We start from the raw sequence: 26380 nt of genomic DNA on the forward strand, positions 1-26380 counted from the left end.
TTTGGTTCACATTTTTAGTCGGCTACAATGGGCGCGATTATAGCCGATAGTGAAATACCATGACAGTGCACAGCACACAAATTTTAAGCCTTTACCAAGCAAAAATAGACGTGGGAGAACTGTGTTTTGATGCTGCGCAGCAAAATGCGGTAGAAGCTTTAAATACGCTAAGCGAGCAACTTCAAGCTCACACATCATGGTGGCAAAAAGCGCCCTTAATAAAAGGCATTTATTTATATGGACCCGTAGGGCGCGGTAAATCCATGTTAATGGATTTATTTTATAAAAACCTACCTATTGAGCAAAAGCAGCGGCTGCATTTTCATCATTTTATAGCACAAGTGCATGCCCAGCTTTCGCAGCTACAAGGTCAAAAAAATCCACTTATTCTAATTGCAAAACAGTGGGCTAAAAATATTCGTGTATTGTGTTTTGACGAGTTTTTTGTGAGCGACATTGGCGATGCCATGATTATGGCCAGATTGTTCAATGCGTTGTTTGAACAAGGTGTTGTGCTGGTGGCCACATCGAACGCAAAGCCAGAGCAGCTTTATTACAACGGCCTGCAACGAGCGCGATTTTTACCTACTATCGATTTAATTAATAACCATTGCCATATAATTAATGTGGCAGGGGAGGACGATCACCGCTTTAGATATGGTAAAAACAGTCGTCACTATTTTATTAATTTATCAAATCACGATTTTAAAAATGAGTTTTTAGCTTCGTATCCAGTAGTAACATGTAGCAATACAGTTAGTGTGCATGGGCGCGATTTACCTTATTTATTAAGAGCCGATAACGCCTTGATGATTGATTTTATGGCGCTATGTTCAGGCCCTCGTAGTGCTAACGATTATATGTTTTTAGCAACGCAATTTGATGTGTTATATGTGTCGAACGTACCGCAAATGGGTGCTAAAGCAACGGGTAAAGTGATTGTTCACGGTATAGAAGATAGTTATCAGCGCGAAAAACAAACGCTTGATGAGCACACTTTTGACGACGAAGCACGGCGATTTATTGCCTTAGTCGATGAATTTTACGATTGCCATAAATTGCTGGTAATAAATGCTCAAACCGACATTGAACATTTATATAAAGGTAAAAAGTTGAGCTTTGAATATGCACGCACACAATCACGCATAGTTGAAATGCAAAATTGGTAACGCTTTAATATATATTGTAAACGAGCTTGCTCACGTGAGAAGACACCAAAACATAGAAATTACGAGCTTTGCTCGTCACGCCAGCAAGCTGTGCGTCTACAAGTTTGGTGCAGAAGTTTGATATGTTGTAGGCGTGAAGCTTGCTCACGCGAAAAGCGCAGCTTTTAATATTTATAACTGATTACTTTGCTTACTTACAGGCTTCTCTAAAGCGCAGCGCGCTCTAAACCTCTTTGTGAATAAATCACTTAAGATCTTATTTCACAAAGAGAAGTAAAAGAGGAGTAAATGAGAAGACATAAAACAATAGTAATTATGTATTATTACTTCTCTAAAGCGCAGCGCCCTCTAAACCTCTTTGTGAACAAATCACTTAAGATCTTATTGCATATAGAAATTACGAGTTTTGCTCGTCACAGCCAGCAAGCTGGGCGTCTACAAGTAAATTTAATCACGGTGTTAAACTTATCCTTCTTGACGAACTATATTCTCAAGGGCGCGAATATTAGTAATTAAGTCCTGGCGTTGTGGGTTAGCTTGTAATGCTTTTCTAAGATGCTTTAGCGCGCTCGGGTAGTCTTTAGAATCAATCGCTATTTGCGATAATCCAAGCCATGCCGATAGTTGGTAATCAGGTAGAGCTTGTGCACGAACGTACATAAGTTTAGCTTGGGTAAGTTGGCTTTTACTGCGATAAATACTCGCTAAACTAAGTAGGGCATCACCTAAATTCGGGTTTATTTTAAGTGCATTATTTAAGCTTTTAAGAGCACGTTTAGTATTACCTTGTTGCATAGCAATTTGTGCGCTGTATACAGAAAACTGGGCTTGTTCATCACGGGGTAGCTGCTTAGTTAATCTTTTTGCGCTGCCTATTAGATTTTTCGCTAAATCCCATTTTTGTTGAGATACAAGCCAGCCTAAAGTTTGCACCGTGGTATTAATAACCTCAACTTGCTGCTGTTTAGTGGCGTGTTTTAAACCTTGCTTTAATAAGCTCACAGCGCGTTCAGTGCTGCCTTCACTTAAATGCAGCTGGGCTGCTAAAAGCTGGTTACTGGTATCTTTAGGGTTGAGTTTTAAGGCCACTTCAATAGCAGCTAGCGCCTGCTTTTTGTGATCAAGCTGTAATGCTATTTGTGCACGTTGCAGCCAAAGTTCAGCTTTATCAGGGCTTTTATTAAGTAATTCTTTTAATAATGCATTTGCCTGACTTAAATCACCCGATTCAATTAACGCAAACAATAGCCCTTGTTGGTATTGGCTTGTTTCTGGCGCTAGCATAAGCGCTTGGCGGTACGCCGCTACTGCGCTCCAAGGTTGGCTGTGCTGCACATGTATATAAGCAAGTTGCGCATAACTTTGTGCATCAGCTTGGCCAAGTTCAATACTGTGTACTAGGTGTGTTTGCGCTTTGTCATACTTTGCTTGTTGCATGTATAAAAGGCTCAAACCTTGGTGTGCTTTTACTAAATCAGGTGAGGCTTTCAAACACGCGAGGTAAGCTAGTTCAGCGTTATTAAAGTCTTTTGTTGAAAGCAGTACTTGTGCACGTAATAAGTTTAAAGCAGTGCTATCTTGGTTTATATCTCGGCCTTTAAATAGCGCAGCGACTTCACTGTAATTACCTGCTTGTAAAAGTGGTTGTACTTGGCGAGCAAAACCGCGCTCGGTCGGCTCAATAAGGACCTCTGTAGGACCTAGTAATTTATTATTTATAGCCAACTGCCATGTTGGATCGCTAGGCGATAAAGTTACTTTTAGTGGCGCATTAGTATCACTGGCAGCGCTTGCTTGTACGCTAGTTACACCTAATAAAGGCAATGAGCACATTACAGTCGTCAACAGTGCGGAAGTTAATGGTTTTAGCGTTTTAAATATATTCATGTTTTTCATTTTAATAGGCTTAAGGTTTAAATTCGATTGGCCAAATAAAGCGAGCGCGTACGGTTTCACCTTCTTTTTTAGGTGCACTAAAGCGGCTTTGTTTAATAATTTTGTCGATAGCTGGTTTAAGTTCAGGGTATGGGTTTTGTACTACCTCAACTAAACTTAGCTTGCCACTTTCATCAATAAATACATCGAGTTTTACAGTAAATACATCAACACCTCGGCGGGTTAAGCTTTTTKGTAAAACGGCCTTGACGGGAGTAAGTAAAGTGGGGAGGCCATCGAGTTGATTTAAGCTAAATGCATCCCAATTTACACTCATTGATTGCCATTGTGGCGCGCTTACTTTTACATTGGGTGTATCGGGTTTTACAATACTTAAATCACTGTTGATCTTAATTTTTACGGCTTGAATAGACGCGCCTGCACCTTCTACCGCTAAGCTTTGCATTGGCTCACTTGTTTGCTGTTGCGATATTGATGGAGGAGGGGGTGGTGGCAGTGCCACCATGGCAATCTCACGTACAACCACTTTGTCTTGTATATGATGCTCGGCAAGTTGCCCAAGCCATAAAAGTAGTAATGCAACACTAAGCACAATGAGGCTAAGGCCAAATGCAAACAGCGGATGGCGATTGTTTTTTGTTTTTTGAAGCGGGTTAATCGTGTGCATATTATTGCTTCGTAGCTAAGTTAACTTGCGCCGCGCCTGCCAGCTTTGCTTCGTCAATTACTTGAACAAGTAACTCAGTAGGTACTGTTTTATCAGCTTGAATAACCACAGGGCGTTGTTGCTGTTTTAACATTTGCTCGACACTACTACGTACACCAGCAACACCAATTTGGCTGCCATCAAAAAATACTTGTTGGTTGTCGGTTATTGCTAAAAATATAACTTGCTGCTCAAGACGACTGGCCGATACGGCTTGTGGTTTATCAACTTCAACGCCGCTTTCGCGTACAAATACGGTTGTAACAATAAAAAATATTAGCAATATAAATACCACATCAAGTAGCGGCGACATATCAATATGTTGCCCCGCTTCTTGCTCTAGCTTGTGCTTTAAACGTGATTGCATAGTGTTACCCTAACTGTTTACTTAACGTATGTAATTTAGGATTACGCTGCGAATACGCTAAATAAGCTTGCATTAACCACGCGGGAATAGCGCACACAAGGCCCAATTGAGTTGTTAGCAATGCATCACCAATGGCGTCACTCATTAACTCGTTATGGCCCAGCGCCATTACTTTAAATGTATCAAGCAAACCAACAATGGTACCTAATAAACCAAGTAGCGGAAGAGCGGCAGTTAAAATAGAGCTTACCTCTTGCCAGTAACCTTTACGCTGCGCTTTGTATTGTTTAAGGTGCAGTAAGTCATGAAAAATTAACTGGTATACAAATAAAGCGAGTAAAAGAATACACCAGCAAATAGGGTTACTAACGATTTTTTCAAACATTGGTTTCTCCTTTTTCTAGTTGACTAAGCTGTAATGCAAAGCCTTCTAGTTGGCTGTAGTACGCTTTTGCTTTACGTGATAGTAGGGCATTTAATACCAATGCAGGTATGGCAACGACTAAACCTAATTCAGTTGTTATTAGTGCTTGTGCAATACCGCCCGATACAACTTCTGGGTCACCTGAGCCAAACAAGGTCATCATTTTAAATGTTTCGATCATGCCGCTAACCGTGCCTAATAACCCGAGTAATGGGGCTACTGCTGCAGTAACAGCAATAGCGCCAATAAAGTTATCGAGTTTATGCTTATCGTGAATTAACTGATTAAATAATTGATCGTCTCGTACTTGGCCTTTTTCGCTTTGCAGTGTTAAGTTAAATAACTGCTGCTGCATGCCTGCAAATTCACTGCTGTTTTCAGCTTTAAAAAATTGCTGTAATTGCATTTGAGAGTGCATTTTAATTTTACTTAAACGCAGTAGTTGCGCGGCTTTTAATAGCGCAATGGTTAGTGCAAAGCAGGCAAATAAAATAATAGGGATAGCCCATAAACCGCCTTTTTCTAGGTGTTCAAGCGGACTTTCTTGTTGGGCTTGGCTAGTTATTAAGTGCGTTAAACTAGGGTCAAAAGTAAGTAATGTAGAACCTACACCGTTTTGCTTTAAAGTATTATCGAGTGGGTTGTCGTCACTTGTTGATTGCACTAACGCTACTTTTAATGCATTAGATTCATCATCTAAATTTAATAAACCCATAAGTTTAGGTGTTTGCGTACTAAACCATGCAACAGGCCCTACTTGAAGGGTATTAGCTTGGCTTAATTCGCCATTACTTAGCACAACCGATTGTTTTTTAAACTGAGGATAAAGTGTCTGCTCTTGATTATTAATTTGCGATACAACACGGTTTAATAACTCGTTTTGGTTATTAGTCGACTCGTTACTGCTCGCACTATTGCTGGTATTTTGCCGTACAAAATGGCTAAGTAAGTTTAATTGATATTGCTGTTGCTGTTGCCAAGTGTCTAATCGGGTTTGTAACTGATCGAGGCTTAATGTGTTTTCGTCAGCTAGGCGGCGATTAACTGCGGCTTGTTCGCGTAATTTACTGAGCGATTGCTGCTTGGTAAAAATTTGCTTTGCAAGGGTTGCTTGCTCTTTTGAAATACTATTTTGAGTTTTACTTAGAGTACGTTGCGCTGTTTTAATATCACTTAAAATACTTTGTTTAGCATCATCACTGCTAGCTGCAAAAGATATGTTTGCACTAAAAAGTAACACTGTGGCGCTAAATACTTTAATTATGCTGTTAATAGCCATTATTTAGCCCCTTGCTGGTTTTTATTTACATAACTTAATATTGGGAGTGTTACCCAATCAGCAGCGCGCTTTTTTTGCTGTACAGCAATACCCAGTGCAACTTGTTCTGCATTAATGCTTGGGTCAAATTCCCACTGCCAACCTAAGTCACTTGGAAAACCAATACCTACGTAACTTAAGTCTTCACTTACAAACCATGCTTGAGCTGCACCTAAATAAAGCTGCTTAACCCATACTTCTTGCCCGTCAGGGTGTTTAATAGCCATTTCGTGAATTGAAATACGTTGTTGAAAATCATTAAGTAGGGTCAGCATTTTTAGTGCTGTTTGTAATTTGTCAGTTGTACTGAGTTGTGAGTCGCTTAAATCACCGGCGTTTTTCCAACTACTCAAAAGTGGCGGGGGGAGTTTCACTTGTAATGAAAGTAATTGCTGAGAAATACGTGCTAGTTGATCATTTAATTGCTGTTGATCATTTTCAAGTTCTGATTGCTTAGTAACAAGCTGTTCGCGTTTTTGGGCAAGCTCACTGGTGCTTTTTTTTCTACGCTGATTAAGCTCGCTAAGTTGCTGCTGCTCGGCATTTAGAAGCGTTAAGGTTTGCTCCATACTGCTTTTTTGTTCAAGCCAATGAGTATTTAATTCTGTGTTTTGATTTTCTATTTGTAGCCATTTATTAACGAGTTGTTCTAGCTCACTAACAGTGTCGGCTTTTACTGCCATAGTGCTACAAAGCGCGATAACTACGCTAATTGGTTTAATTAAGCTTCGCATTACTTAACAACAATCCTGAAAGTTACGACAAGCAATTACAAGGACGTAATTACTGTTAATTTTTGAGTGTGTATACAATATAGGAATTCACATAACAATGCAATTGATAACAGTTATCGTTTACATTGCGCTGTTTGAGTGGTAGGATTTCGCCGAAATTAAATATGTACCTTAAATTAACAATAGTTAAGTGCTTAATAAAAACTACGGAGTAACCATGAGTAAGCCATCGAATAAAGGAAATGCGTACGTGAAGCCAATTGCAGCGGTTGTTACAGCTACGCTTTCAACTTGGGCAAGTGCACAGGATGTTCAAGAACTATCGGTAACCAAAGCAGAAACTAAAACTGAGTCTAGTTATGTTGTAGAAAAATCAACGTCGCATAAATACACTCAACCGCTACTCGATACAGCTAAAACGGTAACAGTAATCAACCAAGCGGTAATGAAAGACAGAAACGTAGATAGCCTACGTGATGCTTTGCGTAATGTTTCAGGTATTTCTTTAGCAGCAGGTGAGGGTGGCTCACCTACTGGCGATAGCATGTCGATTCGTGGTTTTAGTGCAACAAATGATATTTTTGTTGATGGTATTCGCGATGTTGCAGGTTATACACGTGATATTTACAACATTGAAGCCGTTGAAGTTGCAAAAGGCCCAGGCTCAGCAGTTTCTGGTCGTGGCGCAACAGGTGGTAGTGTTAATTTAGAAAGTAAAAAGGCGAAGTTAGACAGCTTTAACGACGTTTCGCTACGTTTAGGCACAGAAAACGATTACCGTGGTCGTTTTGATACTAACATTCAAGTAAACGACACAAGCGCACTACGTATAAACCTCCTTACTGATAAAGGTGATGTTGCAGGTCGCGATCATGTTGAAAACGAAACAAATGCTGTTGCGTTTGCGTTTGCAACAGGGCTTGGTACAAACAGCCGTTTTGATTTAAACCTAGAGTATCAACGCCAAGACAATTTACCAGATTATGGTATTCCTTGGGTTTACAGTGATACGCCAGTAGCTGAACTTGCAGATAGTGCGCGCTCACCTTCACCTGTCGACTTTGATAACTTTTACGGTAATATTTATCGTGATTACGAAGATATTGAAGCTTACTCAACAACAGCTCGTTATGAGTATGATTTTTCTCAAAATACTACATTACGTGTGCAAGGTCGTTTAGGTAAAGTAAAACGTGAATCAGTAACAACTGCACCGCGTTATTTCTCGGTTACAACAGACACTGACATTACCTTTGCAGATGAAAAAACACGTGATACTGAAAATTCACTTGCTGCACTTCAAGTTGATTTAATTGGTAACTATGAGTTTGCTGGCTTTACTCACGACGTAGTAGTGGGTGTTGAACTTGCAAACGAAACGTTTACACGCCATAACTTTGTTGCAACTACACCTGATAACCTAATTGAAGATGGAATACGTAACGACTTATACAATCCTGATGCAACAATTGCATTTACGGGTGTGTACGGCCGTGACGGTACAAGCATTGAAGCTAAAGCTAAAAACCAAGCTATTTATGCATTTGATACAGTGACACTTAACAAGCAATGGGAAGTTACAGGCGGAATTCGCTTTGATAGCTTCACTACGGATTATCACAATGATTACAATGACCCAAGCGCTTTAATTTCTACAAGTGACGACTTATTTAGCTGGAATGCAGCTGTAGTTTATAAACCTACAGAAAACGGCAGTGTATATTTAGGCGCAGGTAATTCATTTAATCCATCGGCTGAAAGCCTAACGGTATCTACGCGTTCAAATGCAGCTGATTTAGACGCAGAAGAAAGCCGCAGTTATGAATTAGGAACTAAATGGAGCCTAATGGATGGTCGCCTGCAAACTAATGCTGCACTTTTCCGTACTGAAAAAACCAATGCCCGTACTGATGACCCATTTGCAGATAGCTCAAGTGACGAAATACTCGGTGGTGAACAGCGTGTACAAGGTTTAGAGCTTTCAGCAACGGGCCTAATTACTAAAGAGTGGACTGTAATTGCTTCATACACTTACCAAGATAGCGAAGTAACTAAAGCATTAGGCGACGACGCAACTCAAATTGGTAACGAGCTTGCACGTACGCCTAAAAATAGCGCGAGTGTTTGGACTACGTACGATATGTCGGATAAGTTATCGTTTGGTTTAGGTGCGCAATATGTAGGTGAGCGTTACAACGGGACTACTTCAACACGTTCTCGTGCGCCAGGTTATACTATTTTTGACCTGATGGTTGCGTATGACATATCAAAAGATTTGAGCCTGCAGTTTAATGGTGAAAACTTAGGTGATAAAGATTACGTTGATCAGTTAGGTGGTGGACACTTTGTACCAGGTGATGGTCGTAAGTTTAGCTTAACAGCGAGCTACTCTTTCTAAGAGTAAAATAAGTACGGCATAAAAGGGCAGAGTTAACTCTGCCCTTAATTATTTGATGAAAATGTGAGAGGGCGCACATGCTAGTTAAAATTCCAGAGCTATTAACGAAAGAAGAAGTGGCTTATTGCCATGAGGTTTTGCTTAAAGCGCAGTGGGCCGATGGCAGTATTACCGCAGGGCATCAATCAACCAAAGCAAAAAATAACTTACAGCTACCTGAAAATAGCCCTGAATGCCAAGAGCTTGGCGACATTATTATGGCAGCACTTGCGCGTAGTAATTTGTTTATGTCGGCAGCGCTTCCTGCAAAAATTTTTCCTCCGTTATTTAATTGTTACCAAGGCGGGCAATCGTTTGGTGTGCATGTAGATAATGCAATTAGACAAGTGCCGGGTACACCAGTAAAAATTCGTACAGATGTATCAATGACGTTGTTTATTAACGACCCCGAAGACTATGAGGGCGGTGAACTTGTTATTGAAGATACTTATGGCTCACATAGCGTAAAGCTGCCAGCAGGCAGTATGGTGTTGTACCCTTCAACGAGTTTACATCGTGTAATGCCAGTAACGAGTGGGCGTAGATTAGCCTCATTTTTTTGGTTACAGAGCATGGTAAACAGCGACGAAAAACGTGGTTTGTTATTTGATTTAGATATGTCGATTCAAAGTTTGCGCAGCAAAGTAGAAGATAGCCCAGAGATTATTCAATTAACAGGGGTTTATCATAACTTGCTAAGACAGTGGGCACAGACATAACGAAGATACTCGTTATTAAATATTAGTTATAAGTAATTAAAAGCTGCGCTTTTCGCGTGAGCAAGCTTCACGCCTACAGTCAAAGTTTAACGCTGTGGTTAAATTACGTGTAGACGCCCAGCTTGCTGGCGTGATGAGCGAAGCTCGTAATTTCTATGTTTTCTGACTTGCCATTTTTACTTAACCCTTATAACCATTTGGGTTATTTGACTGCCAACGCCAGGTATCTCGCATCATTTCATCAATACCGCGTACTGCTTCCCAGCCAAGTTCATTAAGTGCTTTTTCTGGTGCGGCATAACACGCTGCAATATCACCAGGGCGACGAGGTGAAACCTGATAAGGCACAGCCTGATCGCTTGCTTTAATAAAGGCATTAACCATTTGTAGTACAGAGTAACCATTACCAGTACCTAGGTTATAAACTAATGCTCCCGTGCTGCTGGCAATTTTATCAAGCGCTTTTAAATGACCAATAGCTAAATCTACAACGTGTATATAGTCGCGCACACCGGTGCCATCAACTGTGTCGTAGTCGTCACCAAATACAGCGAGTTGCTTTAATTTACCTACCGCTACTTGTGCGATAAACGGTAAAAGGTTGTTTGGAATACCATTAGGGTCTTCACCAATTAAGCCCGACTCATGTGCACCTACTGGGTTAAAGTAACGCAAAATAGCAAACGCAAAGCGCTCATCTGATTTAGCGATGTCTTGTAGCATCATCTCAACCATTAACTTAGATGTGCCGTAAGGGTTAGTAGTACCGCCTACAGGGAAGTCTTCTTTAATTGGTAAGCTTGCAGGGTCGCCGTATACCGTAGCTGATGAGCTAAATACCAATTTAAATACACCTGCATCACGCATCGCATCAACAAGCGTAAGCGTACCTTGAACGTTGTTTTGATAGTACTCAACAGGCTTTGCAACCGACTCGCCCACTGATTTTAAACCTGCAAAATGTATAACACTATCAACCGTGTGTTTTGCAAATACTGAATCTAAAAAGGGTTTATCGAGAATATCGCCTTGGTAAAAAGTAGCTTCTTTGCCTGTAATATTCTTTACGCGCGCAAGTGATTCTTGTGATGAGTTACTTAAATTATCAATAACAACAACGTCATTACCTTGCTGTAAAAGTTCTAAAACAGTGTGCGAGCCAATATAGCCTGCGCCACCGGTTACTAAAATAGTCATGAAAGCTCCGTGGGTACCTTTTATCAATTAAGTTAATTTCACCATAAATAGATGTGATTTACATGTTTTATCTTTAATTTATATGATTTTAATCGTATTTTTTTTGATATCAGCACATTAAATACTTTTGATTACATTTTGCGCAAAACAAGTAACACTTGATTCGTAAGATTAAGTTATAGTTAATAAACAAGTGCTAAAATGAGTCTGGTAATAGCTAATACTAGGTTTACTCCAATCCACATTTGTGTGATTGGTTACCTCTTTGGAGAAAGATATGAATTTAGTTAAAAAAATAGCAGCAACAATGTGTATTGCATTGCCTGCACTTGCCCATGCGGGTGAGTCTGTTGTTAAATGGCATGACTTTAATGATTATCGTGATGTGCGAGCGTCAAACCAAACTAAGAGCTCATATCACAAAAATATTGCGGCAAGTTTTGAAAAACATATGGCTAAATTAGCTGAGCAATTGCCAAAAGATTATAAATTAAATGTAGAGTTTACTGATTTAGATTTAGCAGGTGATGTGCGTTATGGTGGTATTGACGAAATTCGTGTAGTAAAACCAATATATTTTCCACGCATTAAGCTTAATTACTCGTTAACCGATAACGACGGTACAGTGCTTAGTAAAGATACTGATGTGGAGCTCAAAGATATGGGCTTTATGGATAAAATTAAAATGGGCCGCGAAGAATCATTTTATTACGAAAAACGCTTATTAACGCAGTGGTTTGGTGAGCAAATATTACCAAGTTTAGATTAACTTAAAATAAAAATGCCGCTAAATAGCGGCATTTTTGCTTTTTAAGCTTTACTTAAAAGTAGCTAACAGCGTGAGTATTTGCTGTAACTTAATAACAGTTGTTTTAAGTTTTTCTTCATCAAAGCCATCGTTAGATAAGCTTTCAACGTCAGCGGCTACGTCAAGAACATACGGCTTAAAGCGTTTGGCTTCAAAGCTAAAACCAGCATCTTGTGCAAATAAGGCTTTAAATTTGCCATGGCCTTGTTGTTGTAATTCGTCTAATTTTTTATCGGCATCAAGTGCCTGACGATAAACAATTTTTAAGTTAGTGTTGAGTTGTTCAATTATAGAATCCATGGTTTTCCTAAAGCTTTGTGCTGCATGGCCGACATAATACGTGGATTACATTTAAAAGTCAGGTTGATTAAGGCTTATAATTATGAATATATCAGGTGGAAATTTACCAGCTATGTCTGGTTCAGGCCAAGGCAGTGAGCTTTATAGCGCTGCTTTATCTAAAAAGCAGCAACTAGCTGATGGCGCAGCAGCGCTTGCACTTATTGAAGGTGCAGCACAATCGTCAAGTGCGCAAACGCCGGCTAAATCGGCAACTGCGACACTGGGTAATAACGTTAATATATACGTTTAAATTAGCTTAAGGTCGATAGGTGTTTTACTTTTTTGACCACCTATTTCTCTCACTAATTTAGGCACTAAAAATCCGGGCAGGGCTTTTAATAGCTCTGCCATTATTTTTATTGCGTCTTCTTCGTTAATATCAAAGTGGCTGGCCCCTTCAACCTTATCTAGCAAATACAAATAATACGGCAGTACGTCTGCGTCAAATAACGCTTCGCTTAAATTTATTTGCGCATCGAGCGTATCGTTCACGTCTTTTAAAATTACAGCTTGGTTTAAAAGCGTTACGTTTGCTTGTTTAAGCTTTTGCATAGCGGCTTTAAAATCAGCGTCTATTTCGTTGGCGTGGTTTATGTGATTAATAAAAATAATTTTTAATGGTGATTTTGCTAATCGCTCACATAACTCATCGGTCACTCGTGCAGGAATAACAACAGGCAAACGGCTATGAATCCGCATTCGCTTAATTTGTGGTAATTGCTCAAGCTCATCTAAAAACCAACTTATTGCATCGTCTTTGGCCATGAGCGGATCGCCACCACTTAAAATCACCTCGTTTATATTGGCATCTGATTTTATGTAGCTTAGTGTTTCAAGCAGACTTTTTTTATTAAGTTGGTTTTCTTGATACGGAAAGTGCCTTCTAAAGCAGTAACGACAATTGACCGCGCAGCCGGTTTTAAACATCACTAAAACACGCGATTTATATTTATGTAAAAGCCCAGGTTGGGAGTTGTCTTGCTCAAGTAGGGGGTCTTTATTAAAACCTGACTTAATTAAAAATTCTTGATGGCGTGGCATGACTTGCAGTAAAAGAGGATCGTTTGGATCGCCCTTGCGTATTTTTTTTATAAAAGGGATAGGCACGCGTACCGGAAATAAACTACGGGCTTTTAGGTCGTTTTCATGGACTTGGCTCGATAAACCGACCATTTCAAGCAAGGTTTTTGGGCAGGTAACTACATTTGCTAATTCTTTTTGCCAGTTTTTATGCAAATTTGCTTCATTTCTTTGTATCATTGGCATGTAGATTACTCGAAAAAATATAAATAGAGGAAACGATGGCGAATTATAGCACCAACGAGTTCAAGGGCGGCCTAAAAATTATGATGGACGGCGAGCCTTGCAGTATCTTAGAAAATGAAATGGTAAAACCTGGTAAAGGCCAGGCGTTCAACCGTGTGCGTATCCGTAAACTTATCTCTGGTAAGGTGCTTGAAAAAACCTTTAAATCGGGTGAATCAGTTGAAGGTGCTGATGTAATGGATACAGATTTAGCGTATCTATACACAGACGGCGAATTTTGGCATTTCATGAACAACGAAACATTTGAGCAAATTGCTGCTGACGAAAAAGCACTAGGCGATGCAGTTAAATGGTTAGTTGAAAATGATTTATGTACAATTACATTATGGAACGGCAGCCCTATTGCTGTTACACCACCTAACTTTGTTGAGCTTGAGATCACTGAAACAGATCCTGGCCTTAAAGGCGATACAGCGGGTACTGGTGGTAAACCAGCAACGCTTAGCACAGGCGCTGTGGTACGAGTTCCATTATTCGTACAAATTGGCGAAGTAATTAAAGTAGACACTCGTAGCGGTGAATACGTAGGCCGTGTTAAGTAAGCTTTAACATTGTTTATAAAATCCCAGCTTAAGCTGGGATTTTTTTTGGAGAAAATATGTCAGCAGATCTTTGGGCCCCAAGCGCAAGCATTGAAACACTAAAACAACGTGCAGCGATATTACGTAGTATTCGTGAGTTTTTTTATACGCGTAATGTAATGGAAGTAGAAACGCCGAGCTTAAGTGCTGCCAGTGTAACTGATGTGCACTTAGCCAGTTTTAATACTAAATTTGTAGGCCCAGGGCATGCTGGTGGGCTTCCTCTATTTTTACAAACATCTCCAGAGTTTGCAATGAAACGTTTGTTAGCAGCAGGCTCAGGCGCTATTTTTCAGCTTTGTAAAGCATTTAGGAACGAAGAAGCGGGTAGCCATCACAATCCTGAATTTACAATGCTCGAATGGTATCGCCCAGGCTTTGACGAATTTGCACTTATGGATGAAATGGACGAGCTAATGCAACTTGTTTTAGGTGTAGAGCCAGCAGAGCGATTGACTTACCAGCAAGCGTTTGAGCAAGTGTTAGCGCTTGACCCATTAACAGCTACGCTCGCGCAATTACAAGCACTTGCCAGCAAACACGGCTTTGCTGATATAGCCAAAAACGAAACAAATAAAGACACCTTATTGCAGCTGTTATTTTGTATGAAAGTAGAGCCAACCATTGGGCAAACTAAACCGTGTTTTGTATATCACTTTCCGGCATCCCAAGCGGCACTTGCACAAATTTGTGAACACGATAAGCGAGTAGCAGGGCGCTTTGAGCTTTATTACAAAAATATGGAATTGGCTAACGGCTTTAACGAACTCACAAATGCCAGCGAGCAAGCTAAACGTTTTAATGAAGATAACGCATATCGCGCTGAAAACGGTTTAAACCAAGTGCCAATGGATACGCGTTTAATTAAAGCGCTGGAGCATGGATTACCACAGTGCGCAGGGGTGGCTTTGGGGATTGATAGGTTGGTAATGCTCGCAACAAATAAAGAGAAAATTAAAGACGTAATCGCGTTTGATGTGCAAAGAGCGTGATGCTTGGCCTATAGGCTTAGGTAGCAAATTTGTAGATGCGAATTTATTTCGCGCTCATGTAATTTAACTTTATAAATAAGCGAGGTATAAAACCTCACTTACAAATAAAAACACCGCGTTTAATTTAAACGCGGTGTTTTTATTGCTGCTGTAGCTTTTATTTGAAAGCCAACGGCTATGCTTTACAGATTAAGTGTAAACGTAACACCTGCTACGCGAGGCTCACCTAATTGTGTATAGGTATGCGTTGCGTAACCATCTTGCGGGTCATTACCAAACTCAAAGCCACGAGTAGGGACTGTTTCGTCAAACACATTACGAGCCCATGCGCGTACTGCCCACATGTCAGCTTCGTAGCCAAAGCTTAAATTAACTAAGTTGCTGCTTGGTGCTTGTGAGTTGTGGCTATCAGAAAAGTAGTAATCGTCCTTACCTTCAACACCAATCATGCCGTAAAGCTCACTTGTAAAGTTATAGCGAGCAGTAAAAGCATATTGATATTTAGGCGATTGTGCTTGCTCGCGACCGTCTTGATTTAAGCCAGACTGCGTTACAAAATCGTCTATTTCAGTGTTTAAGTAACCAGCACTACCTGTTAAAAATAGATTATCAGTTAGTTGGTAACTACCCTCAATTTCAAGTCCGTAGTTGCTACCAGAACTTGCGTTATCAACATAACCGGTAAATTGCTGGCCTTCTACTTGCCATGCTTTTAACTGAATATCGTCGCGGTGCATGTAAAATGCAGCTAAGCGAAGTGTAAATTTGTCATCAAGTGATGAACCTTTAACACCAAATTCACCGCTCCATAAATATTCAGGGTCGAAACTGGTATGCTGCTGGAAAAAATCAGCGCTTAGGTTTAAGCCTTCATCTTTCGCTTTAGCCAGTGCTTCTGAGTTAATACCGCCGGCTTTATAACCACGAGTGATACTCGCATAGATCATCGTACGATCAATTACTTGATACTCAAGTGCAACTTTACCGCCAACCATTACGTCGTCAGTGTCTTGTATAAAGCCATTACTATCGGTGTAGTCACCTTGGTATTGCTCTACACGTAAACCTGTAATTAATGTTGTTTTAGGGCCAATTGGAGTCGCTACTTGTCCGTATACTGCAACGTTACTCGTTTCGTAAGTTGAAGAGAATGGGCTTGCTAACCACGTGTATTGGCGCTCTAAATCAACGTCACGGTTTTGGTAATAAATACCCGCAACCCAGTTACCTGTTTTAGAATTAAATTGTAAATCTACAGATTGGTCGTCGCGATCGCGGCTATAAAGATCGGTTGAACTGTATCCATCAGGATGTAAGCCTGCAGCACATAGCTGTGGCTCGCTCGGATCGTTACAAACCCAGTCTTCATCAAAACTATAAAGCAGCTCGGTATCAATAGCCGATAGATTTAGGTTGACATCAAATAAATCAAAACCCGTGTAAGTATTATTAATACCTATAGCGTAGCTTTCTTGATTATCTTGCCCTGGCTCATCGGCAACACTATTGCGGCTGTTATCAAGCGTAAACGCATCGTAGCCGTTGTCTATGTCAATATAGTGAAGGTTTAGCTCAGTATTTAAATGCTCTGTAAGCTGGCTGTTTATTTTAAAACGCGCTACTTGTTCGTCTTGATTTTGTGTTTCGTCATTTAAGTACAGGTTATCTACGTAGCCGTCTGACTTTCTGCGAAAGTAGCTAACGCGTGCGCTACTTTCATCTGTTAAGCCTGTGCTTGCTGCAATGCCTGCTTCGCGGGTGTTGTATGTGCCAGCACCTACTTGTAATTTTAAGCTTGGATCGCTTGTGGCTTTAGCTGAACCCATTTGGATCATACCGGCCATACCGTCTGCGCCAAAGCGTGTACCTTGTGGACCACGGTAAATTTCTACTTGGTCTATATCAAATAATAATGAACTGCCACCAAGGCCAGAATAGTTAATACCATCAATAACTAAGCCTACAGATGGATTAATAGGGTCTACAAATTGTGAACGAAGTCCCACGCCACGAATTTGAATATAACGACCGCGCGACGCACCAGATGCAAAATTTACATTGGCGGTACTGCCTAACATTTCGTCTAAGTAACTTGCACCACGTTGATTAATTTCATCTTCGCTAAATAAGCTCGCACTCGCGCTTAAAGTTTGAATGCTTTCGCGCTGAAAATCGCCGGTTACAACAATTCTTTCTAGGTCGCTATCATCAGCGTTAGCTGCAATTGGTGCACCAAGCAGCGGTAAAAGTGCGGCAGTAATTAAAGACAAACGTAAGTTCATTGGGTTACTTAACTCCATTTTAGGGACTCGTATGGTAGCAATTATTTAAACACATGTGCTATAAACGCGGCAATTATACGTTAAATAATCAGGATTACTAATATGACCTTTAAAGTTGACTTCAAGGTACGTGATTACGAATGTGACTTACAAGGTATTGTAAACAACAGCGTCTATTTTAATTATTTAGAGCATGCTCGACATGAATTTTTGTACGCACACGGTATTGATTTTGCTCAATTAGCAAAAGATAAAATTAACCTAGTCGTGATGCGTAGCGAAATGGACTATAAACATTCACTACTACCAGGTGATGAATTTTATGTAGCTGTAGAGCCGCAGCGTATCAGTCGTTTAAAATTTGCCTTTAAGCAAACAGTTATACGTAAAAGCGATGAAAAAGTAATGCTCAATGCGCTGGTTATAGGGACGTCTGTTAATGAAAAAGGTAGGCCATTTTTACCAGAGCAGATAGATAACGTATTCAAAACTACAACTTAGTACTTAATCGGACAACTTTTAAACTATCATAGAACAAAAATTTACATTTAAAACATGCATTTTTAACGGATAAAGGGCATAAATATTGTTACTATTACATTAATTAGACAATTAGTTAGTAGTAGCATGAAATTAGCAGCAATACCGATGCTTATAGTCGGTTTATGTGTTGGTTGCGCATCAACAGGGACGGTTACCAGTGAGCAGCTTAAATACACCCAATGGCAATTATCACGTGTTGATGGTTTAGCAATTCCACCTTCGTTTAATGCATCAATGAGCTTTATTGAAGCGCTGCAAGTAAACGGTTTTGCTGGCTGTAACAAATTTTTTGGTGAGGGCTCGCTTGAAGAAAGTAACCTTACTGTAAGTAAATTAGGAATGACGCGCAAGTCGTGTGGCGAAGAGCTTGATGAGTTTGAGCAGCAGTTATTACAAGCCTTAAAGCAAGGTGCAGAACTTAAAATGCAAGACCAGCAATTAGTCATGCAAGGCGAGCAAACATTTGTGTTTATCCCTAAATAATTTTAAGTTTTTGAAAAACAGCCCCTTGCGGGCAGTTTTTAACTGACGTACACTCAGCGCAGATTTGTTGAATAATATCTTCGAATCGACGAACAAAATTTATATATCAATACTTGTCGGAGTGCCAAAGCTAAGTAATTAGTTTTTGGCTGAGATCGCGAAAGCGGGATCCGTGAACCTGATCAGGCTAATACCTGCGTAGGGAACAAGCTGCCTAAAATAGGACGCTTGTGCGTCTTTTTTTATGCGCACAATAAAGTGATTTTGTTTTTTTAGGCTGCAAAGTAGCATGTACGCTACTTTACGATCTTTCTCTATTCCTCGGAATATCTGACAAGACAACCCTTAAGCAATGAGGCAAGTCATGTCAAATACTACAAATAAAGCGTCACGCCGAGAAACTCGTGCTGCCGCGTCTGAATATATTTATAATTTAACGGGTCAACCGTTCCCAAATTCTCATAAAGTATACGTTGAAGGTACTCAACCAGGCGTGCGCGTTGGTATGCGTGAAATCATGTTAAGTGATACGTTTATTGGCGGCACAGATGAAAACCCTGTTTATGAGTCAAACGATCCGCTACGTGTTTACGATACGTCGGGCCCGTATACCGATCCTAATTTTGAACTAGACGTGCGTAAGGGCTTACCAAAATTTCGTGAACAATGGATTGAAAACCGTGATGACACTGAAATTTTAGAATCAGTGACGTCGCAGTTTTCGCAGCAGCGCATGGCAGATGAAGGGTTAGATCATATTCGCTTTGATCACCTTCCAAAAATTCGCCGTGGTGTGGCTGGTAAAAACGTAACGCAAATGCACTACGCACGCCAAGGAATTATTACCCCTGAAATGGAATACGTAGCTGTTCGTGAAAATATGGGACGTGCAGAAATTCGTAAAGAATTACTAGCCGCGCAGCATAAAGGCGAGTCGTTTGGCGCGAGTATTCCTGAATTTATTACCCCAGAATTTGTACGAGACGAAATAGCCCGTGGTCGCGCTATTTTACCAAATAATATAAACCATCCAGAAACAGAACCTATGATTGTAGGTCGTAACTTCTTAGTTAAAGTTAACGCCAATATTGGTAACTCGTCGGTCAGCTCATCTATTGAAGAAGAAGTAGAAAAAATGGTGTGGTCTACCCGCTGGGGCGCAGACACCGTGATGGACTTATCAACGGGTCGTTACATTCACGAAACGCGTGAATGGGTTGTACGTAACTCGCCTGTACCTATTGGCACAGTACCGATTTATCAAGCGCTTGAAAAAGTAAACGGTGTGGCTGAGGATTTAACGTGGGAGATTTTCCGCGATACGCTTATAGAGCAAGCCGAGCAGGGCGTTGATTACTTTACTATTCATGCTGGTGTATTACTTCGTTATGTACCAATGACCGCTAAACGTGTAACCGGTATTGTGTCGCGCGGTGGCTCAATTATGGCTAAGTGGTGTTTAGCGCATCATAAAGAAAACTTTTTATACACGCACTTTGAAGACATTTGCGAAATTTTAAAACAATATGATGTGTGTTTTTCACTCGGTGATGGACTTCGCCCTGGTTCGATTGCTGATGCCAACGATGAAGCACAGTTTAGTGAGCTACGCACATTAGGTGAACTGACAAAAATTGCGTGGAAGCACGATGTACAAGTATTTATTGAAGGCCCAGGGCATGTGCCAATGCACATGATTAAAGCCAATATGGACGAGCAATTAAAGCATTGCGACGAAGCGCCATTTTATACTTTAGGTCCGTTAACGACCGATATTGCACCAGGGTACGACCATATTACCTCGGGTATTGGGGCTGCTCAAATAGCATGGTACGGCTGTGCAATGCTTTGTTATGTAACACCTAAAGAGCATTTAGGTCTGCCAAATAAAGAAGATGTTAAAGAAGGCTTAATTACTTACAAAATTGCAGCGCATGCCGCCGATTTAGCAAAGGGGCATCCAGGCGCGCAAGAGCGCGATAACGCACTATCAAAAGCACGTTTTGAGTTTAGATGGCATGATCAATTTAATATTGGTTTAGATCCAGACCGAGCTCGTGAGTATCACGACGAAACCCTTCCGCAAGAGTCAGGCAAAGTGGCTCACTTTTGCTCTATGTGTGGCCCTAAATTTTGCTCAATGAAAATTAGCCAAGAAGTGCGCGATTACGCTAAAGATTTAGAAACACGCGGTATTGATCCAAATGACGCTGGCGAGGCTATTGAAATCAAAATGATTGATGTAGAAGCAGAAATGAAAGCTAAGTCTGTTGAGTTTAAGCAAACAGGCTCAGAAATTTACCACAAAGCGGTATAGCAAGAATTTAGATGCAGATGTAGGTGAGGTTTTATACCTCGCTTCTTTAAATATTGAAGAAGTGCGAGTGAATTTGCACCTACTAATAACTGCTTTTGGAGGTTTTATGTTTTATAACATTGCTGTGGTGGGGTTTGGTTTAGCAGGGCGCTTAGCTGCCCTTGAGCTAAGTAAGTTGCATCATGTAACTGTGTTTGAAGCAGACGACGAGCATACACAAAATAGCGCCGGTAAAGTGGCAGCAGCTATGCTGGCTCCACTTGCAGAGTCGGTGTTATGCGAGGCTGATTTAGCTTTAATGGGGCTTGACTCAATGAAGCGCTGGCCAGAAATAGTGAGCGAACTTGAGGGGGATGTGTTTTTTCAGCAGCAAGGCACATTGGTCGTTGCGCATCAGCAAGATAAAGGCGATCTACAAAGCTTTACCCAGAGGATAAAGCCCATAGCAGGGCACAGCGCTCAGGCATTGAATGCTCAGCAAATAGCGCAGTTAGAGCCCGAGCTTGCTAATCGGTTTAACCAAGGTCTACTTTTACCCTGTGAGGGGCAAATAGATAACCAAGCCTTTTATAAAGCAAGTTTTACCATGCTCAATAAGCGCAAAGTTAAATTTGTGTTTAATCAGCGCGTAACCATTAAAAACGGTGAAATAAACAATCGACCTTTCGATTACATTATTGATTGCCGTGGGCTTGGCGCTAAAACAGCTCAAAGTGATAAACCGCTCAGAGGTGTGCGCGGCGAAGTAGCAAGGCTATATGCACCAGAGGTAAATTTAATCAGGCCAGTGCGTTTAATGCACCCGCGTTACCCAATTTATATAGCGCCTAAACCTAATCATGAATACGTAATTGGTGCGACCGAAATAGAATCGCAAGACATCGGCGCAGCAACCGTACGCTCAACCCTTGAGTTACTTTCAGCGGCTTATACCGTACACAGCGGATTTGCCGAAGCACGGCTTCTTAATATTCAAACCGGATTACGGCCCGCATTTAGCGACAACCGCCCAGAAGTAACACAAGTAGGTAATGTAATTAGCATTAACGGATTGTATCGACATGGTTATATGTTGGCGCCGGCATTAGTGGCGCAAGCAGTTTCGCAAATACAGTAAGAATAGAGTGAGAATAAAATGAACATTACAATTAATGGCGAGCTACTTAATGTTAATAGCAAAGCACTCGTTGAGGTACTTCAACGTTTTGGCGCAGTTGCGCCTTTTGCTGTGGCTGTTAATAGTGAATTTATTCCACAAAGTCAGCACGGTAACTATGTACTTAATGAGGGCGACAGTGTTGAGTTGCTGTCACCTATTCAAGGCGGATAAAGCTTATGCAAACTAAAGACTGTTTAACTATTTATGGAGAGCAAATAAATAGTCGTTTATTAATCGGCTCCGCGCTTTATCCGTCGCCCGATATTATGACTCAATCAATTACTGCGTCAGGTGCTGAAATAGTAACGGTGTCATTAAGACGCCAACAAAGTGCTTCAGCCGGTGATGATTTTTGGCAGTTAATAAAAAATACAGGCTTAAAAATACTGCCTAACACCGCAGGGTGCCACAGTGTTAAAGAGGCGATTACGCTTGCAAAAATGTGCCGTGAGGTATTTGCCACCGATTGGATTAAGCTGGAGCTGATTGGCGATGATTATAATTTACAGCCTGACCCTTTTGCGCTACTTGAAGCGACAAAAATATTAATTAATGATGGCTTTAAAGTACTGCCTTATTGCACCGATGACTTAGTACTTTGTCAGCGCTTAAATGAGCTAGGGTGTGAGGTGCTTATGCCGTGGGGGGCGCCAATAGGCACCGGTAAAGGCTTGTTAAATAGTTATAACTTAAAAACTATTCGAGAGCGTTTACCCGATACTACATTAATAGTAGATGCAGGTTTAGGTTTGCCATCGCATGCCTGCCAAGCACTCGAAATGGGGTATGATGCGGTATTATTAAATTCAGCCATTGCAGGGGCGGGTTGCCCAATTACTATGAGCCGCGCATTTAAAGGCGCAGTTGAAGTAGGGCGCTTTGCATATCAAGCAAAAGCAATGCCTGAAAAAGACGTTGCAGCCCCATCAACCCCAACAATGGGTATGCCATTTTGGCATCAGCAGTGAAGGAAAGAATATGAATAACGTAGTGTGGACAATTGCCGGATCTGATTCGGGCGGCGGTGCCGGTATTCAAGCTGACATAAAAGCAATGCAAAGTTTTGGTGTACATGGCTGCACGGCAATTACGGCGCTTACTGCACAAAATAGTTTAGGCGTAGAAGCTATTAATGCAGTGTCTACCGATATTATTGAATCGCAGTTACTAGCGCTTGAAAAAGACATGAAAGCCAAAGTGATAAAAATTGGCATGTTAGCCAATGTGCAGCAAATTCAGTTGATCAGCGAACATATAAGTCACTATAAAGCTAAGTGGCCGGTGCCTCCCGTTATTGTATATGACCCTGTTGCTATTGCCTCAAGCGGTGACTTACTAACAGAAGAGGACACGGTAAGTGCAATAAAAGAATGTTTACTGCCGCTGGTGGATGTAATAACCCCAAACACCCACGAAACACAGTTATTAACCGGTGTGTATTTAATTGGCCCAGCTGCAATAAAAGAAGCGGCTAATAAGCTATTAAGCTGGGGTGCAAAAGCCGTTGTTATTAAAGGCGGACATTGGGATTACCCAAGCGGCTACTGCATTGATTATTGCATTGATAGTAATACACAAAATGGCGAAGAATATTGGTTAGGCAATCAAAAAATACAAACCCCGCATAACCACGGCACCGGTTGTAGTATGGCTTCGGTAATTGCTGCGTGTTTAGCGAAAGACTACCCATTAAAAGATGCCTTTATTTTAGCTAAAGCATATATAAACCAAGGGCTAAAACAGTCTGTACGCTACGGCGAAGGGATTGGACCGGTTGCTCATACATCGTTTCCCACTAATTTAGCTGACTACCCACAAGTGATTGAGCCGGGGAGCTGGCTGGGTGATGAGCTTGATTTTGATGTACCGCTTGATTTTAATATGGCTGCTGATTTTGCACCTTGCGAAAGTAAATCGCTTGGCTTATATGCAGTTGTAGATAGTACCGATTGGTTAGAAAAGTGCCTGCAACAAGGCATTAAAACAGCGCAGTTACGCGTTAAAAATAAAACGCAAGACGAGCTGGATGCGCTTATTAAGCAAGCTGTTGAGCTGGGCAAGCAATACAACGCACAGGTATTTATAAACGATTACTGGCAGTTAGCTATTAAGCACGGTGCATATGGTGTGCATTTAGGGCAAGAGGATTTAGACATTGCTAATTTAGCGGCCATTAAAGACGCTGGGTTAAGGCTTGGGCTTTCTACTCATGGTTTTTATGAAATGCTACGTGCGCATAATTATCGCCCTAGTTATATGGCATTTGGCGCTATTTTCCCAACCACAACAAAAGACATGACAGGGCAAATACAAGGTCTTGAAAAGCTGATTAAATTTGTACCGCTTATGCAAAGCTATCCAACTGTAGCAATAGGCGGTATTGATTTAAGCCGTGCTGAGCCGGTAGCTAAAACCGGCGTAGGCAGTGTTGCCGTGGTGCGTGCGATTACCGAGGCTGATAATTACGCAGAGGCTATAAGCGCTCTGCAAGTGGCCATAAGCAGTGCACATTAATATTAACAAGGGTAATACTAACAAGGCCGGTAAAAGTGAATGAGCTAAGCGATAAAGAAACCCTGCGTTACAGTCGCCATTTATTACTTGAAGAAGTAGGGCTTGAAGGGCAGTTAACGCTTAAATCCTCAACGGTTGCAGTTGTGGGGGCTGGTGGTTTAGGTAGCCCCGCACTTTTATATTTAGCCGCTGCGGGTGTTGGAACGCTTATTTTAATTGACGATGATGAGGTTGAGCTTTCAAACTTACAGCGCCAAGTGCTTTATAAAATAAATCACCTAGGACAAAGCAAGGTCGCTGCAGCGGGTAAAGTATTAGCGAGTCTTAATAATCAAATAAACATAGTAACGCATTGTCAAAAGTTTGATGAGAGTAATGCAGCTAACTTGCTAAAAGGTGCTGACATCATACTTGATTGCTCTGATAACTTTACTACTCGCTATAGTGTTAATCGTTATTGTATTGCTAATAAAACACCGTTAATTTCTGGTGCTGCACTCGCAACCAAAGGGCAGTTAATGGGCTTTGATTTTAGGCAAAGTGATAGCCCGTGCTATGGCTGTGTTTTTCCACAAAGTGAAGCTACACCAGTTATCAATTGCAGTAACGCAGGAGTAATTAGCCCGCTACTTGGTGTAATAGGCTCTATGCAGGCGCAACTTACGCTTAACTTGTTGCTGGTGCATGCAGAGGGGTGTGTGTTTATAACCTTTGATGCGCTTACTTTAAAGCAGCAGCATTTTAAAGTGATTAAAGATTTAGAGTGTAAAGAGTGTAAAGAGTGTGGAAAATAGGTTTTTGAGGGAGTTGTGCCTGTTACTACATGTGGCGTTAAAGAATTAAAAGCTGCGCTTTTCGCGTGAGCAAGCTTCACGCCTACAGTACATCAAAATTCTTACACCAAACTTGTATACGCACAGCTTGCTGGCGTGACGAGCAAAGCTCGTAATTTCTATGTTTTGTGTCTTCTCATTTACTCCTCTTTTGTTTCTCTTTGTGCAATAAGATCTTAAGTAATTTATTCACGAAGAGGTTAAGAGGGCGCTGCGCTTTAGAGAAGCCAATAAGTAAGTAAAGTATTAGTTATAAATATTAAAAGTGGCGCTTCTCGCGTGAGCAAGCTTCACGCCTACAAAAATAAAAAAACCGCGTTTAAATAACGCGGTTTTTTTGATTTCTAATTAACGATCGATTTTAGTCGTTAATTTTTGCAAACGCAGTACCTAAGCGTGTAACTACTTCTGGTAGTTGATCTTCCAGTATTTCAGCTTTATCAGCACCCCATGCAAGTACCACGGTAGAGCCTAATTTAAAGCGACCCATTTCTTCACCCTTTTTAAGCGTGATAGCGTTATCGCCAGTGGTTGGGTATTTCCAACTAAATACATCGCTACCAGCTGGTGGCGTGACAGTACCAGCCCAAATAGTTTCTATGCTGGCTACAATTGTTGCGCCAACAAGTACCATTGCAAGCGGACCAATTTCAGTTTCAAAAATTGCTACCACACGTTCGTTGCGTGCAAACAAGTTAGGCACGTTTTGCGCTGTAAGTGGATTTACTGAAAATAAATCACCTGGCACGTAAATCATTTTGCTTAGTGTGCCATCAATTGGCATATGAATACGGTGGTAATCTTTAGGTGCTAAATAAATGGTGGCAAACTTACCGCCTAAAAATGGTGTTGTATCATCTTGTGAGCCGCCTAGTAGCGCTTGTAAGCTGTAATCGTGACCTTTAGCTTGTATTAGCTGTCCGTCAACAATATCGCCTAGCTGGCTGATTGCGCCATCCACTGGATGAATGATGATATTGCTATCTTCTACCATTGGGCGCATGCCGTCTTTTAAAGGGCGAGTAAAAAATTCATTAAAGCTTTTATAATGAGCCGGATCTGGGTATTGGGCTTCGCTCATATCTACTTTATATTGCTTAATAAATAGTTTAATTAAAGTCGTTGTTAAAGCACCTGCTTTAGCTGCGGCTAATTTACCTACTACGCGTGAAATAAAATGTTTTGGCATTGCGTACTGCATTGCGATTTTAAATTTGTCTAAACTCACAGTAT

At 40.9% G+C, this 26380-nt stretch carries 26 protein-coding genes and 1 riboswitch; of the genes, 15 read left to right on the plus strand and 11 right to left on the minus strand.

Annotated features, from left to right (window positions below; translation table 11 throughout):
- Nucleotides 1-59 precede the first annotated feature (59 nt).
- The gene (gene zapE / locus EU510_RS10420; RefSeq protein ID WP_149593455.1) at nucleotides 60-1169 is read left to right on the plus strand and encodes a cell division protein ZapE; all 1110 of its coding nucleotides are present in this window, start codon (nucleotides 60-62) and stop codon (nucleotides 1167-1169) included.
- Nucleotides 1170-1634: 465 nt separating this feature from the next.
- Here the strand turns inward: zapE and EU510_RS10425 are convergent, their stop codons facing one another.
- From EU510_RS10425 to EU510_RS10450, 6 genes are read right to left on the minus strand one after another with little or no spacing between them, the layout of a single operon-like run.
- A complete protein-coding gene (locus EU510_RS10425; RefSeq protein ID WP_149593456.1) occupies nucleotides 1635-3056 on the minus strand; it encodes a tetratricopeptide repeat protein in 1422 nt (473 codons plus the stop codon).
- A 19-nt stretch (nucleotides 3057-3075) separates the two neighbouring features.
- Nucleotides 3076-3732 (minus strand): energy transducer TonB, encoded by a 657-nt coding sequence (locus tag EU510_RS10430; protein ID WP_149593457.1) that lies wholly within the window; start codon nucleotides 3730-3732, stop codon nucleotides 3076-3078.
- A gap of 1 nt (nucleotide 3733) precedes the next feature.
- Nucleotides 3734-4138: an ExbD/TolR family protein gene (locus EU510_RS10435; RefSeq protein WP_036981164.1), complete on the minus strand. Its 405-nt coding sequence runs from the start codon at nucleotides 4136-4138 to the stop codon at nucleotides 3734-3736.
- 4 nt (nucleotides 4139-4142) lie between these two features.
- Nucleotides 4143-4523, minus strand: coding sequence for a MotA/TolQ/ExbB proton channel family protein (locus EU510_RS10440; RefSeq protein ID WP_149593458.1), 381 nt, complete (start codon nucleotides 4521-4523; stop codon nucleotides 4143-4145).
- The gene (locus EU510_RS10445) at nucleotides 4516-5841 is read right to left on the minus strand and encodes a MotA/TolQ/ExbB proton channel family protein (RefSeq protein ID WP_149593459.1); all 1326 of its coding nucleotides are present in this window, start codon (nucleotides 5839-5841) and stop codon (nucleotides 4516-4518) included. Before EU510_RS10445 ends, EU510_RS10440 begins: the two co-directional genes overlap by 8 nt.
- Entirely contained in the window at nucleotides 5841-6614 is a 774-nt protein-coding gene (locus tag EU510_RS10450; protein WP_149593460.1) for a DUF3450 family protein, read from the minus strand. The genes EU510_RS10445 and EU510_RS10450 overlap by 1 nt, the downstream gene beginning before the upstream one ends.
- A gap of 217 nt (nucleotides 6615-6831) precedes the next feature.
- Here EU510_RS10450 and EU510_RS10455 point away from each other — a divergent pair, with 217 nt between their 5' ends.
- Both EU510_RS10455 and EU510_RS10460 read left to right on the plus strand, forming a co-directional pair.
- Nucleotides 6832-9012 (plus strand): TonB-dependent receptor, encoded by a 2181-nt coding sequence (locus tag EU510_RS10455; protein ID WP_149593461.1) that lies wholly within the window; start codon nucleotides 6832-6834, stop codon nucleotides 9010-9012.
- A 77-nt stretch (nucleotides 9013-9089) separates the two neighbouring features.
- Nucleotides 9090-9770: a Fe2+-dependent dioxygenase gene (locus EU510_RS10460; protein ID WP_007585050.1), complete on the plus strand. Its 681-nt coding sequence runs from the start codon at nucleotides 9090-9092 to the stop codon at nucleotides 9768-9770.
- Between the two features lie 180 nt (nucleotides 9771-9950).
- Here the strand turns inward: EU510_RS10460 and galE are convergent, their stop codons facing one another.
- Nucleotides 9951-10967, minus strand: coding sequence for a UDP-glucose 4-epimerase GalE (gene galE, locus EU510_RS10465; protein WP_149593462.1), 1017 nt, complete (start codon nucleotides 10965-10967; stop codon nucleotides 9951-9953).
- A gap of 277 nt (nucleotides 10968-11244) precedes the next feature.
- On the opposite strand from galE, the gene EU510_RS10470 reads away from it, so the two are divergent.
- On the plus strand, nucleotides 11245-11736 hold the full coding sequence (locus tag EU510_RS10470; protein ID WP_149593463.1) for a DUF3016 domain-containing protein: 492 nt from the start codon (nucleotides 11245-11247) through the stop codon (nucleotides 11734-11736).
- Nucleotides 11737-11784: 48 nt separating this feature from the next.
- On the opposite strand, the gene EU510_RS10475 is transcribed toward EU510_RS10470, so the two are convergent.
- Nucleotides 11785-12075, minus strand: coding sequence for a hypothetical protein (locus EU510_RS10475; RefSeq protein ID WP_002960798.1), 291 nt, complete (start codon nucleotides 12073-12075; stop codon nucleotides 11785-11787).
- An 82-nt stretch (nucleotides 12076-12157) separates the two neighbouring features.
- Here EU510_RS10475 and EU510_RS10480 point away from each other — a divergent pair, with 82 nt between their 5' ends.
- The gene (locus EU510_RS10480; protein WP_149593464.1) at nucleotides 12158-12367 is read left to right on the plus strand and encodes a hypothetical protein; all 210 of its coding nucleotides are present in this window, start codon (nucleotides 12158-12160) and stop codon (nucleotides 12365-12367) included.
- Here the strand turns inward: EU510_RS10480 and epmB are convergent.
- Nucleotides 12364-13377, minus strand: coding sequence for an EF-P beta-lysylation protein EpmB (epmB, locus tag EU510_RS10485; protein ID WP_149593722.1), 1014 nt, complete (start codon nucleotides 13375-13377; stop codon nucleotides 12364-12366). The two genes, EU510_RS10480 and epmB, sit on opposite strands and share 4 nt — an antisense overlap.
- Nucleotides 13378-13418: 41 nt before the next feature.
- Here epmB and efp point away from each other — a divergent pair, with 41 nt between their 5' ends.
- The gene (gene efp / locus EU510_RS10490; protein WP_099297804.1) at nucleotides 13419-13985 is read left to right on the plus strand and encodes an elongation factor P; all 567 of its coding nucleotides are present in this window, start codon (nucleotides 13419-13421) and stop codon (nucleotides 13983-13985) included.
- Between the two features lie 56 nt (nucleotides 13986-14041).
- Nucleotides 14042-15016, plus strand: coding sequence for an elongation factor P--(R)-beta-lysine ligase (gene epmA / locus EU510_RS10495; RefSeq protein ID WP_149593465.1), 975 nt, complete (start codon nucleotides 14042-14044; stop codon nucleotides 15014-15016).
- A 182-nt stretch (nucleotides 15017-15198) separates the two neighbouring features.
- Here epmA and EU510_RS10500 read toward each other — a convergent pair whose 3' ends face one another.
- Complete coding sequence (locus EU510_RS10500) at nucleotides 15199-17316, minus strand: TonB-dependent receptor (protein ID WP_188085418.1); 2118 nt, start codon at nucleotides 17314-17316, stop codon at nucleotides 15199-15201.
- An 84-nt stretch (nucleotides 17317-17400) separates the two neighbouring features.
- Between EU510_RS10500 and EU510_RS10505 the strand changes: the two genes are divergently transcribed.
- From EU510_RS10505 to EU510_RS10540, 8 genes are all read left to right on the plus strand, one after another.
- On the plus strand, nucleotides 17401-17799 hold the full coding sequence (locus EU510_RS10505) for an acyl-CoA thioesterase (RefSeq protein WP_010555268.1): 399 nt from the start codon (nucleotides 17401-17403) through the stop codon (nucleotides 17797-17799).
- Between the two features lie 126 nt (nucleotides 17800-17925).
- On the plus strand, nucleotides 17926-18324 hold the full coding sequence (locus EU510_RS10510) for an META domain-containing protein (RefSeq protein WP_032826923.1): 399 nt from the start codon (nucleotides 17926-17928) through the stop codon (nucleotides 18322-18324).
- A gap of 107 nt (nucleotides 18325-18431) precedes the next feature.
- Nucleotides 18432-18546, plus strand: a riboswitch (TPP riboswitch).
- 142 nt (nucleotides 18547-18688) lie between these two features.
- Nucleotides 18689-20641 carry a phosphomethylpyrimidine synthase ThiC gene (thiC, locus tag EU510_RS10515; RefSeq protein WP_149593466.1) on the plus strand — a complete coding sequence of 651 codons (1953 nt, stop codon included), beginning with the start codon at nucleotides 18689-18691 and terminating at the stop codon, nucleotides 20639-20641.
- Between the two features lie 106 nt (nucleotides 20642-20747).
- Nucleotides 20748-21758 carry an FAD-dependent oxidoreductase gene (locus EU510_RS10520; RefSeq protein ID WP_149593467.1) on the plus strand — a complete coding sequence of 337 codons (1011 nt, stop codon included), beginning with the start codon at nucleotides 20748-20750 and terminating at the stop codon, nucleotides 21756-21758.
- A gap of 18 nt (nucleotides 21759-21776) precedes the next feature.
- Entirely contained in the window at nucleotides 21777-21971 is a 195-nt protein-coding gene (thiS, locus tag EU510_RS10525; protein WP_149593468.1) for a sulfur carrier protein ThiS, read from the plus strand.
- A gap of 5 nt (nucleotides 21972-21976) precedes the next feature.
- Nucleotides 21977-22768, plus strand: coding sequence for a thiazole synthase (locus EU510_RS10530; RefSeq protein WP_149593469.1), 792 nt, complete (start codon nucleotides 21977-21979; stop codon nucleotides 22766-22768).
- A 10-nt stretch (nucleotides 22769-22778) separates the two neighbouring features.
- Nucleotides 22779-24314 carry a thiamine phosphate synthase gene (thiE, locus tag EU510_RS10535; RefSeq protein ID WP_149593470.1) on the plus strand — a complete coding sequence of 512 codons (1536 nt, stop codon included), beginning with the start codon at nucleotides 22779-22781 and terminating at the stop codon, nucleotides 24312-24314.
- A gap of 35 nt (nucleotides 24315-24349) precedes the next feature.
- Nucleotides 24350-25108 carry a HesA/MoeB/ThiF family protein gene (locus tag EU510_RS10540; protein ID WP_149593471.1) on the plus strand — a complete coding sequence of 253 codons (759 nt, stop codon included), beginning with the start codon at nucleotides 24350-24352 and terminating at the stop codon, nucleotides 25106-25108.
- A 400-nt stretch (nucleotides 25109-25508) separates the two neighbouring features.
- Here the strand turns inward: EU510_RS10540 and asd are convergent, their stop codons facing one another.
- Entirely contained in the window at nucleotides 25509-26375 is an 867-nt protein-coding gene (gene asd, locus EU510_RS10545; RefSeq protein WP_182736730.1) for an archaetidylserine decarboxylase, read from the minus strand.
- Between the last annotated feature and the right edge of the window lie 5 nt (nucleotides 26376-26380).

Origin of the sequence: Pseudoalteromonas sp. FUC4, assembly GCF_008370255.1 — a bacterium.
GTDB lineage: Bacteria > Pseudomonadota > Gammaproteobacteria > Enterobacterales > Alteromonadaceae > Pseudoalteromonas.

What these genes read in the sequence shown, in the direction of transcription:
- EU510_RS10455 (WP_149593461.1), top strand. Translation starts at nt 6,832, where the DNA reads ATGAGTAAGCCATCGAATAAAGGAAATGCGTACGTGAAGCCAATTGCA.
- EU510_RS10475 (WP_002960798.1), bottom strand. Translation starts at nt 12,075, where the DNA reads ATGGATTCTATAATTGAACAACTCAACACTAACTTAAAAATTGTTTAT.
- efp (WP_099297804.1), top strand. Translation starts at nt 13,419, where the DNA reads ATGGCGAATTATAGCACCAACGAGTTCAAGGGCGGCCTAAAAATTATG.
- EU510_RS10460 (WP_007585050.1), top strand. Translation starts at nt 9,090, where the DNA reads ATGCTAGTTAAAATTCCAGAGCTATTAACGAAAGAAGAAGTGGCTTAT.
- EU510_RS10450 (WP_149593460.1), bottom strand. Translation starts at nt 6,614, where the DNA reads ATGCGAAGCTTAATTAAACCAATTAGCGTAGTTATCGCGCTTTGTAGC.
- EU510_RS10445 (WP_149593459.1), bottom strand. Translation starts at nt 5,841, where the DNA reads ATGGCTATTAACAGCATAATTAAAGTATTTAGCGCCACAGTGTTACTT.
- EU510_RS10510 (WP_032826923.1), top strand. Translation starts at nt 17,926, where the DNA reads ATGAAATTAGCAGCAATACCGATGCTTATAGTCGGTTTATGTGTTGGT.
- EU510_RS10500 (WP_188085418.1), bottom strand. Translation starts at nt 17,316, where the DNA reads ATGGAGTTAAGTAACCCAATGAACTTACGTTTGTCTTTAATTACTGCC.
- EU510_RS10440 (WP_149593458.1), bottom strand. Translation starts at nt 4,523, where the DNA reads ATGTTTGAAAAAATCGTTAGTAACCCTATTTGCTGGTGTATTCTTTTA.
- thiC (WP_149593466.1), top strand. Translation starts at nt 18,689, where the DNA reads ATGTCAAATACTACAAATAAAGCGTCACGCCGAGAAACTCGTGCTGCC.
- zapE (WP_149593455.1), top strand. Translation starts at nt 60, where the DNA reads ATGACAGTGCACAGCACACAAATTTTAAGCCTTTACCAAGCAAAAATA.
- thiE (WP_149593470.1), top strand. Translation starts at nt 22,779, where the DNA reads ATGAATAACGTAGTGTGGACAATTGCCGGATCTGATTCGGGCGGCGGT.
- galE (WP_149593462.1), bottom strand. Translation starts at nt 10,967, where the DNA reads ATGACTATTTTAGTAACCGGTGGCGCAGGCTATATTGGCTCGCACACT.
- EU510_RS10480 (WP_149593464.1), top strand. Translation starts at nt 12,158, where the DNA reads ATGAATATATCAGGTGGAAATTTACCAGCTATGTCTGGTTCAGGCCAA.
- thiS (WP_149593468.1), top strand. Translation starts at nt 21,777, where the DNA reads ATGAACATTACAATTAATGGCGAGCTACTTAATGTTAATAGCAAAGCA.
- EU510_RS10470 (WP_149593463.1), top strand. Translation starts at nt 11,245, where the DNA reads ATGAATTTAGTTAAAAAAATAGCAGCAACAATGTGTATTGCATTGCCT.
- EU510_RS10435 (WP_036981164.1), bottom strand. Translation starts at nt 4,138, where the DNA reads ATGCAATCACGTTTAAAGCACAAGCTAGAGCAAGAAGCGGGGCAACAT.
- EU510_RS10520 (WP_149593467.1), top strand. Translation starts at nt 20,748, where the DNA reads ATGTTTTATAACATTGCTGTGGTGGGGTTTGGTTTAGCAGGGCGCTTA.
- epmB (WP_149593722.1), bottom strand. Translation starts at nt 13,377, where the DNA reads ATGATACAAAGAAATGAAGCAAATTTGCATAAAAACTGGCAAAAAGAA.
- EU510_RS10425 (WP_149593456.1), bottom strand. Translation starts at nt 3,056, where the DNA reads ATGAATATATTTAAAACGCTAAAACCATTAACTTCCGCACTGTTGACG.
- EU510_RS10505 (WP_010555268.1), top strand. Translation starts at nt 17,401, where the DNA reads ATGACCTTTAAAGTTGACTTCAAGGTACGTGATTACGAATGTGACTTA.
- epmA (WP_149593465.1), top strand. Translation starts at nt 14,042, where the DNA reads ATGTCAGCAGATCTTTGGGCCCCAAGCGCAAGCATTGAAACACTAAAA.
- EU510_RS10530 (WP_149593469.1), top strand. Translation starts at nt 21,977, where the DNA reads ATGCAAACTAAAGACTGTTTAACTATTTATGGAGAGCAAATAAATAGT.